Below are 12514 nucleotides of genomic sequence, written 5' to 3' on the forward strand. Positions count from 1 at the left end.
TCATCGGGGCAGTCGTCCAGTTCCTTGACGAAGACGGCGCCCATGGCCTTGAGCCGTTCGACCACATGCCGGTTGTGGACGATCTCGTGCCGCACATAGACGGGGGCGCCGTATTTCTCGAGCGCCCGCTCGACGATCTGGATGGCCCGGTCGACACCGGCGCAGAAGCCGCGCGGCGTGGCCAGGCGAACTGTCAGGCCGCGCTTGTCGGCCGGGCGGATGGGCGCGTGAACGGTCATGACCGGAACCTAGTCGTTCGGGGCCCGTCCCGCCACCTGCATCAGGCCCGCGGTTTCCGCGGCGCGGGTTTGCCGCGCCTCCGTTTAGCCGCTATCAGCGGCGAGCGTGCCGCCTGCGTCGGGCTGTCGCCGCACCTCCTCGTTTCCGGAAGACTTTCATGCGTCGCGTCCTCAAGGTTTCCCTGGCCCCGGCCCTCGTCGCCGCCGCGCTCTCCGTGGCGACGATTCCGACGGCGGCCAACGCCCAGTATTCGAGCGGCCAGCAGAGCCAGACCGGCCGTCCGGGTCAGGAGCGGCCGGAGGCCGGCGAGCAGGACAACAAGCCGCGCCCGCCGCGCATCGCGCCCTTGAGCCGCAGGACGGCCGCCGGTCCCTGCCCCTATGTGAAGGTCCTCTACGACGCCGCCCGCTATGTGGAACTGACCGGCGACCGGGTCGCGGCCGCCAACGTCGGCTTCACCGGAGAGATCGAAGGCCTGGTGTCGGACTGCGGATACCAGGACGATCAACCCATCACGGTCGAGACGCGTATCCTGTTCAACCTCGGTCGGGGGCCCCAGGCCCAGGGCGACGCCCGCACCTATCGCTACTGGATCGCCGTGACCGAGCGGAACCGGGCGATCCTGGCCAAGGAATATTTCGACCTGCCGGTGAATTTCGACGGCGCCCAGACCACCACGGTGACCCAGGACCAGACCATCGTCATCCCGCGCGCCGCCGCCACGACCAGCGGCGACCATTTCGAGATCCTGGTCGGCTTCGACGTCACCCCCCAGATGGCCGAGTTCAACCGCTCAGGCAGCCGGTTCCGCGTCAATGCGGGCACGCCGGCGGCCACCCCTCCCCCGGCCCAGTAAATGACCGACCTCAGAACTGTCCTGGGCGAAGCGGTCGGGGCCGCCTTCGCCGCCGAAGGCGTGGACCCGTCGCTGGCGCGCGTCACGACCTCCGACCGGCCCGACCTTGCCGACTTCCAGTCCAACGGCGCCCTGGCCGCCGCCAAGGCGCTGAAAGCCAATCCGCGCGAACTGGCGACCCGGGTCGCCGACCGGCTGACGGGCGATCCGCGCCTGGCCTCGGTCGAGGTGGCGGGACCGGGATTCATCAATCTGAAGCTGGCCGACGCCGCCCTTTCGGTCCGAGCGGCCGAGGTCGCCGCCGACGCCGGGCATTCCGGGGCCTCGACGGTCGAGACGCCGCGCAAGGTCGTCATCGACTTCGGCGGACCGAACGTGGCCAAGCCGATGCACGTCGGCCACCTGCGCAGCTCGATCATCGGCGAGAGCCTGAAACGCATCTTCCGCTTCCGCGGCGACACCGTCTGGGGCGACGCCCATTTCGGCGACTGGGGATTCCAGATGGGCCTGCTGATCGTCGCCGTCGGCGACGAGGGCAGGGCCGACGGCTTCCTGGTCGAGGGTGTCGGCCCCTTCCCGGCCGGGAGCCCGGTGACGCTGGAGGATCTCGAAAGACTGTACCCGGCCGCCGCCGCCCGGGCCAAGGAAGACGCCGGCTTCCGCGACCGCGCCCGCAAGGCGACCGCAGAACTGCAGGGCGGACGTCCGGGCTACCGCGCGCTGTGGGCGCATTTCGTCGCCGTCAGCCGCACGGCGCTGGAACGGGAGTTCGGCGCCCTGGACGTGACCTTCGACCTGTGGAACGGCGAGAGCGACGCCGACCCGGTGATGGCCGAGATGATCGCCCACCTGGAAGCGACCGGCCTGCTGGTCGAGGATGACGGCGCCCGCGTGGTCCACGTCGCCAAACCCGGCGAGACGCGCAAACGCAAGCTGGCCGACGGCAGCGTGATCGAGGCCCCGAGCCCCCCGCCCCTGCTGGTCATCTCGTCGGAAGGGTCGGCCATGTACGGCACGACCGACCTGGCCACGATCCTCGACCGTCGCAAGGCGATCGACCCCGACCTGATCCTCTATGTCGTCGACGAACGTCAGGCCGAGCATTTCGAACAGGTGTTCCGCGCGGCGTATCTGGCGGGCTACGCGGCCGAGGGGTCGCTGGATCACCTCGGCTTCGGCACCATGAACGGCCCGGACGGCAAGCCCTTCAAGACCCGCGCCGGCGGGGTGCTGAAGCTGCACGACCTGATCACCATGGCGGTGGAAAAGGCGCGTGAGCGCTTGCACGAGGCGAAGCTGGGCGACGACCTGCCCGAAGCGGAGTTCGAGGCTATCGCCCACAAGGTCGCCGTCGCGGCCCTGAAATTCGCCGACCTGTCGAACAGCCGGACCACCAGCTACATCTTCGATCTCGACCGGTTCATGAGCTTCGAGGGCAAGACCGGCCCCTATCTTCTGTATCAGGCGGTGCGCATCAAATCCCTGCTGCGCAAGGGCGCGGATCAGGGCGCCGCGCCCGGATCCATCGTCATCGCCGAACCGGCCGAGCGGGACCTGGCCCTGACGCTGGACGCCTTCTCCCAGGCGGTGGCCGAGGCCTATGACAAGCGGATGCCGCACGTCATCGCCGAACACGCCTATCGGCTGGCGCAGTCGTTCTCCAAATTCTACGCCGCCTGCCCGGTGCTGATCGCGCCGGATGAGGCGACCAGGGGTTCGCGACTGGCGCTGTCGAAGGCGGCGCTGGATCAGCTGGAAACCGCGCTCCGCCTGCTGGGAATCGACACGCCGGAGCGGATGTAGGCTAGACTGCCGGATCGTTTCCGGAGCGCCCATGTCCCTCGACGCCTATATCGCCGGCCTGCCCAAGGCCGAGCTTCATCTCCACATCGAGGGCTCGCTGGAGCCCGAACTGATGTTCGAACTGGCCCGGCGGAACGGCGTGGTCATTCCCTTCGACAGCGTCGAGGCGGTGCGGGCGGCGTACGATTTTTCCAACCTGCAGGACTTCCTCGACATCTATTACGCCGGGGCGAATGTGCTGCTGACGCGGCGCGACTTCGAGGATCTGGCCTTCGCCTATTTCCAGCGGGCGGCGGCCGACAACGTGCGTCACGCGGAAATCTTCTTCGACCCCCAGACCCACACCGACCGGGGCGTGCCCTTCGGCGTCGTGGTCGAAGGGCTGATCGCGGGCATGGACCGGGCCCGGGTCGAGCTGGGCGTGACTTCGGGTCTGATCCTCAGTTTCCTGCGCCACCTGTCGGAAGAGGAAGCCTTCGCGACCCTCGAGGCGGCGAAGCCGTACCTGCATCACTTTGTCGGGGTGGGGCTGGATTCGTCGGAGGTCGGACACCCGCCGTCGAAATTCCAGCGCGTCTTCGCCGCCGCCCGCGAACTCGGCCTCAAGCTCTGCGCCCACGCCGGCGAGGAGGGTCCGCCCGCCTATGTCTATGAGGCGCTGGACCTGCTGCACATCGACCGCATGGACCACGGCAACCGGTCGATGGAGGACGAGGCCCTTGTGCGCCGACTGGCCTCGGAAGGCATGACGCTGACGGTCTGCCCGCTGTCGAACCTCAAGCTCTGTGTGGTGAAGGATCTCAAGGACCACCCCGTGCCCGAAATGCTGCGGCGGGGTCTCCACGTCACCCTGAACTCGGACGATCCCGCCTATTTCGGCGGCTATGTGAACGAAAACTACCGCGCCCTGGCCGCGGCGGTCGGTTTGACGCGCGAGCAAGTGACGCAGATCGCGCGCAACAGCTTCGAGGGATCCTTCCTCGACGACGCCGGCAAGGCCGAACGGATCGCAGAACTGGACGCCTACGCCGCCCGTTCCGCTTGACTTCACACCGGAGTCGGGGCCTAGGTCCGGTCGCTCTCGCGGGAGAGATCGGGGCCTTTTCGGAGGCTCCGGAGCCGAAGGCGCAACCGCCCCGGAAACGCTCAGGCAAACGGACCGCGAGGACATTCGGACGCTGGAAAGTCATCCCCCGGGATGCGCCGACGGAGCAAGACGCCTTTCTTTGAGGCGCCGGAATCTCTCAGGCTTCAGGACAGCGGGGGCGCGAGGACGGCGGAGCTTTCCGCCCCGTTACGCGACTCTGAAGGCCTGACATGACCGACGAACCCTTGAAGACCACCCCCCTCAACGCCGCACACCGCGCGGCCGGCGCCCGCATGGTGGGCTTCGGCGGCTATGACATGCCGGTTCAGTATGAGGGCGTGCTGGCCGAACACCGCTGGACCCGTGAACACGCCGGGCTGTTCGATGTGTCGCACATGGGCCAGTGCAAGATCACCGGCGAGGACGCGGTGGCGCAGTTCGAGCGCTTCGTCCCCGGCGACTATGCGATCCTGAAAGCGGGCAAGCAGAAATACAGCCTGCTGCTGAACGCCGAGGGCGGGATCATGGACGACCTGATGGCCGGCAAGCCGGACCATGACGGCCTCTATGTCGTGGTCAACGCCGGCAACAAGGATGCCGACTTCGCCTTCCTGAAAGCCAACCTTCAGGGCGACGCGACGCTGACGGTGCTCGACGACCGCTCGCTGATCGCCATCCAGGGCCCTGAGGCGGCCGAGGTCATGGCCGCCCACGAGCCCGTCATGGCGGAATTCGGCTTCATGGACTGCGCCCGGCTGATGCTGTTCGGGGTGGACTGCTTCGTCTCCCGCTCGGGGTACACCGGCGAGGACGGCTACGAGATCTCGGTTCCCAACGCCGACGCGGAGCGCATCTGGAACGCCCTGCTGCAGGACGCCCGGGTCAAGCCGATCGGCCTCGGCGCCCGCGACAGCCTGCGCCTCGAGGCCGGCCTGCCGCTGCACGGCCACGACATCGACGCCACGACGAGCCCGGTCGAGGGCGCGCTGACGTTCGCCCTGTCGAAGTCGCGCAAGGAACGCGCCGACTTCAACGGCGCCGCCCGCATCCTGAAGGAACTCTCCGACGGCCCGTCGCGCGTCCGCATCGGCCTCAGCGTCAAGGAAGGCGCCCCGGCCCGTGAAGGCGCCGAGATCGCCGATATGGACGGCGCCGTCATTGGCAATGTGACCTCGGGCGGTCCATCGCCGACGCTGGGCCGCAACATCGCCATGGGCTATGTCCCGCCGGCCTTCGCCGAACTGGGTACGGACCTGAAGGTCATCGTACGCGGCAAGCCCGCCGCCGCCGAGGTCGTCGCCATGCCCTTCGTCGCCCAACGCTATTATCGCAAACCCAAGGCCGTCTGAGCCTTTCGGAGACAGACCGATGCATTTCACCAAGGATCACGAGTGGGTTCGCCTCGACGGCGACGTGGCCACCGTCGGCATTTCGAAGCACGCGGCTGACGCCCTGGGCGACGTTGTCTTCGTCGAGACCCCGGAAGCCGGGAAAGTTGTCTCGAAGGGTGACGGGTTCGCCGTCGTCGAGAGCGTCAAGGCTGCGTCCGACGTCTACGCCCCCGTGTCGGGCGAGGTGATCGAAGGCAACGCCGCCCTGGCCTCGGCCCCCGAGACGGTCAACGCCGACCCTGAAGGCGAAGGCTGGTTCGCGAAGATCCGCGTGTCCGACGCCTCGACCGAGGGCCTGATGGACCGCGCCGCCTACGACGCCTTCCTGGCCACGCTCTAAGCCCTTTCACGCACGGAACTTCCCCGCCATGCGCTACCTCCCGCTGACGCCCGACGACCGCTCCGCCATGCTGGCGGCCATCGGGGCCAGATCCATCGATGATCTGTTCGTGGACGTGCCGGAGGCGGCGCGGCGCGACGGCTTCGTCGACCTGCCGCGCGTGGCGGGGGAACTGGAGGTCGAGCGGGCGCTCGGCGCCATGGCGGCGAAGAACGCCTCGGCGGGGACGGTCCCCTTCTTCTGCGGCGCCGGGGCCTACAAGCACCACGTTCCCGCGACGGTGGACCATGTCATCCAGCGGTCCGAGTTCCTGACCAGCTACACGCCCTACCAGCCCGAGATCGCCCAGGGCACGCTGCAGTATCTGTACGAATTCCAGACCCAGGTCGCGAACCTGACCGGCATGCCGGTGGCCAACGCCAGCCTCTACGATGGGTCAACGGCGATGGCCGAGGGCGTGCTGATGGCGACCCGCGTGACCCGCCGCAACAAGGCCGTGATCTCGGGCGGGGTGCATCCGCACTATGTCCGCGCCACCGAGACGGTGGTTCACGCCGTCGGGGTCGAGACCGAGGTGCTGGCCGCCGCGGTCGACGCCGAGGCGGACGTCATTGCGCAGATCGGACCGGACACCGCCTGCGTCGTCGTCCAGACCCCGAACGTGTTCGGCACGGCCACGGACGTGACGAAAATCGCCGAGGCCGCCCACGCCGCCGGGGCCCTGCTGATCGTCGTGGTCACGGAGGCCGTGTCCATGGGCCTGCTGAAATCGCCGGGCGAGATGGGGGCCGACATCGTCGCCGCCGAGGGCCAGTCCATCGGCAACGCCCTGAACTTCGGCGGGCCGTACGTCGGACTGTTCGCATGCCGCGAAAAGCTGGTCCGCCAGATGCCCGGCCGCCTGACCGGCGAGACGGTCGACGCCGACGGCAAGCGGGGCTTCGTCCTGACCCTGTCGACCCGCGAGCAGCACATCCGCCGCGACAAGGCGACCTCGAACATCTGCACCAACTCGGGCCTGTGCACCCTGGCCTTCACGATCCACATGAGCCTGTTGGGCGAGACGGGGCTGCGCAAGATGGCCCTGCTGAACCACGAGAAGGCGCTGGCGACACGGGATGCGCTGGCGGCCATTCCGGGCGTCGAGGTCCTGACCCCGCGCTTCTTCAACGAGTTCGCGGTCCGCCTGCCGAAGCCCGCCGCCGAGGTGGTCGAGCAACTGGCCCAGCACCGCATTCTGGCCGGCGTGCCCTACAGCCGTCTGGCCCCGGACGCCGGCATGGACGACGTCCTGCTGGTGGCGGCGACCGAGATGACCATGGACGGCGACATCAAAATCCTGGCGAGCGCGCTCGCCAAGGTCTGCGCGTAAGGAGCCCGGATCATGAGCAGCATGAACACCGTCGGCCGCCCGACCACCCCGAACCGGGTCGAGACGAAGCCCGCCACCCTGACAGGCGGCCGCGGCCTGCTGCAGGACGAACACCTGATCTTCGAGAGCGACGGCTGGGGCAAGACCGGCGTCGACCTGCCGGAGCCGAAGACGGACGGAGCCGATCTCGGCGATCTCGTGCGTCGCGATCCGATCGGCCTGCCCGGGCTGAGCGAGCCCGAGACGATGCGCCACTATGTGCGGCTGTCGCAGAAGAACCACGCCATCGATCTGGCCATCTATCCGCTCGGGTCGTGCACGATGAAGCACAATCCGCGCCTCAATGAGAAGATGGCCCGCCTGCCCGGCTTCTCGGACATCCACCCGCTGCAGCCGGTCTCCACCGTGCAGGGCGCGCTGGAGCTGATGGATACGCTGGCGCACTGGCTGAAGACCCTGACCGGCATGCCCGCCGTCGCCCTGTCGCCCAAGGCCGGCGCCCATGGCGAACTGTGCGGCCTGATGGCCATCCGCGCGGCCCACGAGGCCTCGGGCGAGCATGAGAAGCGCCGCAAGGTGCTGGTGCCGACCTCGGCCCACGGGACCAATCCGGCCACCGCGGCCTTCGTCGGCTACACCGTCGTGGAAGTGGCCCAGACGGAAGACGGCCGCGTCGACGTGGCCGATCTGGCGTCCAAGCTGGGCGACGACGTCGCCGCCATCATGGTGACCAATCCGAACACCTGCGGCCTGTTCGAGCGCGACATCCTCGAGATCAGCCGTCTGACCCACGAAGCCGGCGCCTATTTCTACTGCGACGGGGCCAATTTCAACGCCATCGTCGGCCGGGTGCGTCCGGGCGATCTGGGCGTCGACGCCATGCACATCAACCTGCACAAGACCTTCTCGACGCCGCATGGGGGCGGCGGTCCGGGCGCGGGTCCGGTGGTGCTGTCCGAAGCCCTGGCGCCCTTCGCCCCGGCCCCGTGGGTCGTGCACGATGCCGACGGCTACCGCCTGATCGAGCGCGAGGAAGACGAGGCCGCCCAGGCCTTCGGTCGGCTGTGCGCCTTCCAGGGCCAGATGGGGATGTACACCCGCGCCCTCAGCTACATGATGAGCCACGGCTCGGACGGCCTGCGTCAGGTGGCCGAGGATGCGGTGCTGAACGCCAACTATATCAAGGCCCGCCTTTCGGACCTGATGAGCCCGGCCTTCCCCGACGGGCCGTGCATGCACGAGGCCCTGTTCGACGACGAATGGCTGAAGGGCACGGAGGTGACCACGCTCGACTTCGCCAAGGCGATGATCGACGAGGGCTTCCACCCGATGACCATGTATTTCCCGCTGGTCGTCCACGGGGCCATGCTGATCGAGCCGACCGAGACCGAGTCGAAGCAGGAGCTGGATCGCTTCATCGAGGCGATGCGGGCCCTGGCGACGGCGGCGAAGGCCGGCGAGGTCGACCGCTTCAAGGGCGCGCCCTTCCATGCGCCGATGAGGCGGCTGGACGAGACCCGCGCCGCCCGGTCCCCGGTGCTGCGCTGGACCGCCCCCGAAGGGTCGAACATCGCCGCCGAATAGGTCCGGCTTCGCAGATGCGAAGCACGGCAAAGTGAACGCCGCCTGCCGCAGCAGGCGTATGCTCTCCCTTGCGTAGTCTGAGCCACAACAAGCGTTTGGGAGGCGCTAACGGTCATGATGTCACGCGTACAAAAGGGTCTGGTGGCCGGCTTCGTGGCCACGATCGCGGTGTCAGTGCTTGAGATCGCGAATTTGATGCTGGGGCCTTGGGCCGCCAGCTTCCCGAGGCTGCTTTCCGTCATGCTTCAGATGCCGGACACCATGGCGGTGGGCTGGGTCGCCCACTTCCTGGTGGGGACGGTCGTGCTCGGTCCCGCCTTCGGGATCCTGTGTCCCCGGCTGCCGACCGACACGCCGGAGTCAAAGGGCATCGTCTTCGCCATCGGGGCCTTCATCCTGGTGGGCCTGACGGTGGCGCCCATGGTCGGCGCGCTTGGAGGGCGGCCCGTGGGGATGTTCTTCATGCAGGCCGGGTTCGGGACCTTCGCCTGGATGATCGCCACGCACGCCGTCTACGGGATCGTGCTGGGCAACGTCTATGGACGGCTGGTCCAGCGGGACAAGCGGGTCCGGTCGATGGAGGGCGCCGCGCCGGCGCACTGAAACGACAACGCCCCGCCGGTTCCCGGCGGGGCGTTTTTCTTCCTGGCGCCGATGACGCCTAGTTGAGGCGCGAGCCGATCTGGGCGATGGCGGCGTCGAGCAGGGGGTCGGACGTCTGGCCGGCCAGACGGGCGGCCAGGATCTGTTCGGCGGCGCGGGCGGCCAGGTCGGCGGCGGCGGCCTTCACCTCGGCGGACGCCTGGACCTCGGCCTGGGCGATGCGGCGTTCGGCCAGTTCCTGACGGCGCTTGAGGGTTTCCTCGAGCTTGACCCTGGCGTCGGCCTCCATGACGCGGGCGTCGGCTTCGGCCGCCTTCAGCATGTCAGCGGCCTGGGCCTCGGCCTCGGCCTTTTCGATGCGGATCCGGGCCAGCAGGGCCTCGGCCTCGGCGCGCAGGCGGGCGGCCTCGTCGAGCTCGGACTGGATCTTGGCGGCCTTGGCGTCGAGCTGGCCGGCGACCAGTTTCGGCACGCCGACGAAGACGCACAGGCCGAGGAACAGGAACAGGCCGGCGGCGACCCAGAGCTCCGGGTTCGCCAGGTCGTAGAGATGCGGGTTGAAGAATTCCATCAGGCGACGCCCTTCACAGCGGCAGCGGCTTCAGCGGCGCTGGGCGCCTTGCCGGTCAGGCGTTCGACGATGGCCCCGGCCGCAGCCTCGGCGATCGAGGCGACGTTGGTCATGGCGGCGTCGCGGGTCTTGCCGATGGCGGTCTCGGCCTCGGCGATGCGGGCGTTGACGACGGCTTCTTCCTCGGCGGCGCGGGCGTTGGCCTGTTCAGTGACGCGCGCCTTGGCGGCGGCGGCCGTCGAGCGGGACGAGGCGCGGGCGGCCTCGACCTCGGCCTTGGCGGCTTCAGCCTGTCCGGCGGCCTCGGCCTGGACCTGACGGGCCGCCGAGACGGCGTCGGAGATGGTGGCGGCGCGCTGGTCGATGACGCCGCGCAGACGCGGCACGAAGACCCTGGCCATCAGCCAGTAGAGCAGGGCGAACAGGATGATCAGATAGACGATCTGACCGAACCAGTGCTGGAACTCGAACTGCGGCAGGCCGCCCCCGCCTTCGCCGTGCGCGGCTTCGGTCGAGGCGTGCGTGTCCGCGACGGCGACCGAGGGGGGCGCGTCGTGAGTCACTGCGGGTTGAGCGGATACGGTCATCTGTCGCCTGAAGTTGGAGCGGTCGATACGTCGGTCAGCGAACGAAGTGGCGACCCGGCCGGAACCGGGCCGCCCCCTCGATCAGAAGGACGAAATCAGCTCGCCGACGTCCAGAGCAGGATGCCGATGACGAACGACAGGATGCCCAGGGCTTCGGCCAGGGCCGCGCCGACGAACAGGTTGCCGATTTGCGAGCCGGCGGCCGACGGGTTGCGCAGGGCGCCCGACAGGAAGTTGCCGAAGATGTTGCCGACGCCGATGCCGGCGCCGATCATGCCGGTCATGGCCAGGCCGGCGCCGATGGCGTTGCCGGCCGAGACGATGGCGGCGGCGTTGGCGGCGGCGATTTGCGGATCAACCATGGTGTTCAGTCCTGTGAGAGTTGGTTGGTTGGAGAAAAAACGGGTGGGTTAGTGATGGTCGCCCAGGTTGACCACGTCGTTCAGGTAGACGCAGGTCAGGACGGCGAAGACGAAGGCCTGGAGGAAGGCGACCAGGAACTCCAGCGCGGTCAGGGCGGTGACAAGGCTGAGAGAGAGGGCGGCGCCCGGCAGGCCGAGGTAGCCCCAGCCGCCCGCGGCGGCCATGGCGCCCAGCGACACGACGAAGCCGGCGAAGACCTTCAGGGCCACGTGGCCGCCCATCATGTTGCCGAACAGACGAAGGGTGAGGGTCAGGGGCCGCAGCAGGAAGGAGAAGAACTCGATCAGGCCGACGATCGGACGCATGACCAGCGGCGCGCCGGTGGGCCAGAACAGGGCGAGGAATTTCAGGCCGTTCTTCCTGATGCCGATGATCACCACCAGCAGGAAGGTGATGACGCCGAAGGTGGCGGTGACCGCCAGCTGCGAGGTGGCCGTGAAGCTGAGGAACAGGCCCAGCAGGTTCATCGCCAGGATGAAGGTGAAGACCGTGAAGACGAACGGGAAATACTTCTTGCCGTCGTGGCCGATGATCGACTCGGCGATGCCGTCGATCATGCCGAACAGGGTCTCGCCCACGGCCTGACCCCGGCCCGGAACGACCTTGGCGCCCGAGGTGACCAGCTGGAAGAAGATCACCACCACGAGGAAGGCGATGGTCATCGCCAGGTGCGAATTGGTGAAGGCCAGATGGACCGTGCCGACGAGCGGCAGAGTCACTTCGCCGAAGTCGAGACCCGGCAGAGGGGTAACCTGGAACTGGTGTAGCGGATCGGCCATCGGGCGATCAGACTCCCTGGTCTTCGTCGTCGTCGAAGGGAACCGACTCAGGCTCCCCATACTGTTTCGCTTCGGCCATCAGACGTTGCGCCGTGCGCCACGCCATCCACACCGATACGGCGAAGCCCAGAAGGACGCCGCCGATGATTCCCCAGGGCGTCGTACCGGCGAACCGGTCGATCCCGAAGCCGATCGCCAGACCGACGAAGACCCCGCCGAACAGATCGGCGAGAATCTTCCAGGCCTGCCCCGCCGCCGCCTGACCCGCGGCCTCGTGAGAGATCTGCCGGGCAGTGCGCGCCTCCAGATCGGATGCGCTGGCAGTAAGGCGTTTGATCGCCTCTTCGCGCGATTCCGTTGGCAGGGACATGATTGGCCTCAGCGCCTCGATGCTGACGCCGGAAGGCGGGCCTCGAAGGGGGTCTGAATTCGGCGCGGAACCTATAGGCGAGACCCCCGCAGGTCAAGGCGGCGCGGGCGTGCTGTACGGCGTTGATTTTCCGCATATTTGTTTCCCTGTAGCGGGGGCGTGGCGAAGGGTCGCTGGCGGGGGCGGGAATCCCGGCGCGAGTCGGTCGTTTCTCCCTCCCCCTCCGGGGGAGGGATGTCGGCGCGCCGGCGACGACAGGGTGGGAGGGGCTCGGCGGGGCGGGCGCCGGTGTCTGGCTCGCGAAGCCGCCCCCACCCGGTCGCTGCGCGACCACCCTCCCCCAAGGGGGAGGGAGAATGCAGGCGTGCGTCATCGTCTCGCCGGCGTCGCCGCCGGAAAGGTGGGGAGGTCGCGGAGCGCGGGCGGCTTGGCCCGGAACCGGAATGTGGCCCCCTGCTTTCGCGTTACGGGGACCGTGATGTGTTTTCGGCGTCGCCGCCTGCGCTCC

13 protein-coding genes, 1 pseudogene and 2 riboswitches are annotated in these 12514 nt (G+C 68.4%); of the genes and pseudogenes, 8 read left to right on the forward strand and 6 right to left on the reverse strand.

Going from position 1 to position 12514, the window contains the following annotated elements; genetic code table 11:
• Positions 1-239: pseudogene (ispH, locus tag WC555_RS14375) on the reverse strand (4-hydroxy-3-methylbut-2-enyl diphosphate reductase); the annotation flags it as partial.
• Positions 240-397: 158 nt separating this feature from the next.
• Between ispH and WC555_RS14380 the strand changes: the two are divergent.
• The 8 genes from WC555_RS14380 (at position 398) to WC555_RS14415 (ending at position 9276) form a co-directional block, all read left to right on the forward strand.
• A complete protein-coding gene (locus WC555_RS14380; RefSeq protein ID WP_373254649.1) occupies positions 398-1096 on the forward strand; it encodes a Tat pathway signal sequence domain protein in 699 nt (232 codons plus the stop codon).
• Positions 1097-2899 carry an arginine--tRNA ligase gene (gene argS, locus WC555_RS14385; RefSeq protein WP_373254651.1) on the forward strand — a complete coding sequence of 601 codons (1803 nt, stop codon included), beginning with the start codon at positions 1097-1099 and terminating at the stop codon, positions 2897-2899. It begins immediately after the preceding gene.
• Between the two features lie 31 nt (positions 2900-2930).
• A complete protein-coding gene (locus WC555_RS14390; protein WP_373254654.1) occupies positions 2931-3944 on the forward strand; it encodes an adenosine deaminase in 1014 nt (337 codons plus the stop codon).
• A 29-nt stretch (positions 3945-3973) separates the two neighbouring features.
• A riboswitch (glycine riboswitch) is annotated at positions 3974-4071 on the forward strand.
• Between the two features lie 4 nt (positions 4072-4075).
• Positions 4076-4161, forward strand: a riboswitch (glycine riboswitch).
• Positions 4162-4216: 55 nt separating this feature from the next.
• Positions 4217-5335, forward strand: coding sequence for a glycine cleavage system aminomethyltransferase GcvT (gcvT, locus tag WC555_RS14395; protein WP_373254656.1), 1119 nt, complete (start codon positions 4217-4219; stop codon positions 5333-5335).
• Between the two features lie 19 nt (positions 5336-5354).
• A complete protein-coding gene (gene gcvH, locus WC555_RS14400; RefSeq protein ID WP_373254659.1) occupies positions 5355-5717 on the forward strand; it encodes a glycine cleavage system protein GcvH in 363 nt (120 codons plus the stop codon).
• A gap of 28 nt (positions 5718-5745) precedes the next feature.
• Positions 5746-7089 (forward strand): aminomethyl-transferring glycine dehydrogenase subunit GcvPA, encoded by a 1344-nt coding sequence (gcvPA, locus tag WC555_RS14405; RefSeq protein ID WP_373254662.1) that lies wholly within the window; start codon positions 5746-5748, stop codon positions 7087-7089.
• A gap of 12 nt (positions 7090-7101) precedes the next feature.
• Positions 7102-8673 carry an aminomethyl-transferring glycine dehydrogenase subunit GcvPB gene (gene gcvPB, locus WC555_RS14410; RefSeq protein ID WP_373254663.1) on the forward strand — a complete coding sequence of 524 codons (1572 nt, stop codon included), beginning with the start codon at positions 7102-7104 and terminating at the stop codon, positions 8671-8673.
• 114 nt (positions 8674-8787) lie between these two features.
• A complete protein-coding gene (locus WC555_RS14415) occupies positions 8788-9276 on the forward strand; it encodes a DUF6789 family protein (protein ID WP_373254665.1) in 489 nt (162 codons plus the stop codon).
• 58 nt (positions 9277-9334) lie between these two features.
• On the opposite strand, the gene WC555_RS14420 is transcribed toward WC555_RS14415, so the two are convergent.
• From WC555_RS14420 to WC555_RS14440, 5 genes are all read right to left on the reverse strand, one after another.
• The gene (locus WC555_RS14420) at positions 9335-9847 is read right to left on the reverse strand and encodes a F0F1 ATP synthase subunit B (RefSeq protein WP_373254667.1); all 513 of its coding nucleotides are present in this window, start codon (positions 9845-9847) and stop codon (positions 9335-9337) included.
• Complete coding sequence (locus WC555_RS14425; RefSeq protein ID WP_373254669.1) at positions 9847-10434, reverse strand: hypothetical protein; 588 nt, start codon at positions 10432-10434, stop codon at positions 9847-9849. The genes WC555_RS14420 and WC555_RS14425 overlap by 1 nt, the downstream gene beginning before the upstream one ends.
• Positions 10435-10529: 95 nt before the next feature.
• On the reverse strand, positions 10530-10796 hold the full coding sequence (locus WC555_RS14430) for a F0F1 ATP synthase subunit C (RefSeq protein WP_055829911.1): 267 nt from the start codon (positions 10794-10796) through the stop codon (positions 10530-10532).
• 48 nt (positions 10797-10844) lie between these two features.
• Positions 10845-11636, reverse strand: coding sequence for a F0F1 ATP synthase subunit A (locus WC555_RS14435; RefSeq protein WP_055829909.1), 792 nt, complete (start codon positions 11634-11636; stop codon positions 10845-10847).
• 7 nt (positions 11637-11643) lie between these two features.
• Entirely contained in the window at positions 11644-12006 is a 363-nt protein-coding gene (locus WC555_RS14440) for an AtpZ/AtpI family protein (RefSeq protein WP_373254672.1), read from the reverse strand.
• Positions 12007-12514 lie beyond the last annotated feature (508 nt).

The sequence above is a fragment of the Brevundimonas sp. genome, from assembly GCF_041648615.1.
GTDB lineage: Bacteria > Pseudomonadota > Alphaproteobacteria > Caulobacterales > Caulobacteraceae > Brevundimonas.

Coding starts and splice junctions, on each gene's coding strand:
- WC555_RS14380 (WP_373254649.1), top strand. CDS start 398: ATGCGTCGCGTCCTCAAGGTTTCCCTGGCCCCGGCCCTCGTCGCCGCC.
- WC555_RS14390 (WP_373254654.1), top strand. CDS start 2,931: ATGTCCCTCGACGCCTATATCGCCGGCCTGCCCAAGGCCGAGCTTCAT.
- WC555_RS14440 (WP_373254672.1), bottom strand. CDS start 12,006: ATGTCCCTGCCAACGGAATCGCGCGAAGAGGCGATCAAACGCCTTACT.
- gcvPB (WP_373254663.1), top strand. CDS start 7,102: ATGAGCAGCATGAACACCGTCGGCCGCCCGACCACCCCGAACCGGGTC.
- WC555_RS14425 (WP_373254669.1), bottom strand. CDS start 10,434: ATGACCGTATCCGCTCAACCCGCAGTGACTCACGACGCGCCCCCCTCG.
- argS (WP_373254651.1), top strand. CDS start 1,097: ATGACCGACCTCAGAACTGTCCTGGGCGAAGCGGTCGGGGCCGCCTTC.
- gcvT (WP_373254656.1), top strand. CDS start 4,217: ATGACCGACGAACCCTTGAAGACCACCCCCCTCAACGCCGCACACCGC.
- WC555_RS14430 (WP_055829911.1), bottom strand. CDS start 10,796: ATGGTTGATCCGCAAATCGCCGCCGCCAACGCCGCCGCCATCGTCTCG.
- WC555_RS14415 (WP_373254665.1), top strand. CDS start 8,788: ATGATGTCACGCGTACAAAAGGGTCTGGTGGCCGGCTTCGTGGCCACG.
- WC555_RS14435 (WP_055829909.1), bottom strand. CDS start 11,636: ATGGCCGATCCGCTACACCAGTTCCAGGTTACCCCTCTGCCGGGTCTC.
- gcvH (WP_373254659.1), top strand. CDS start 5,355: ATGCATTTCACCAAGGATCACGAGTGGGTTCGCCTCGACGGCGACGTG.
- WC555_RS14420 (WP_373254667.1), bottom strand. CDS start 9,847: ATGGAATTCTTCAACCCGCATCTCTACGACCTGGCGAACCCGGAGCTC.
- gcvPA (WP_373254662.1), top strand. CDS start 5,746: ATGCGCTACCTCCCGCTGACGCCCGACGACCGCTCCGCCATGCTGGCG.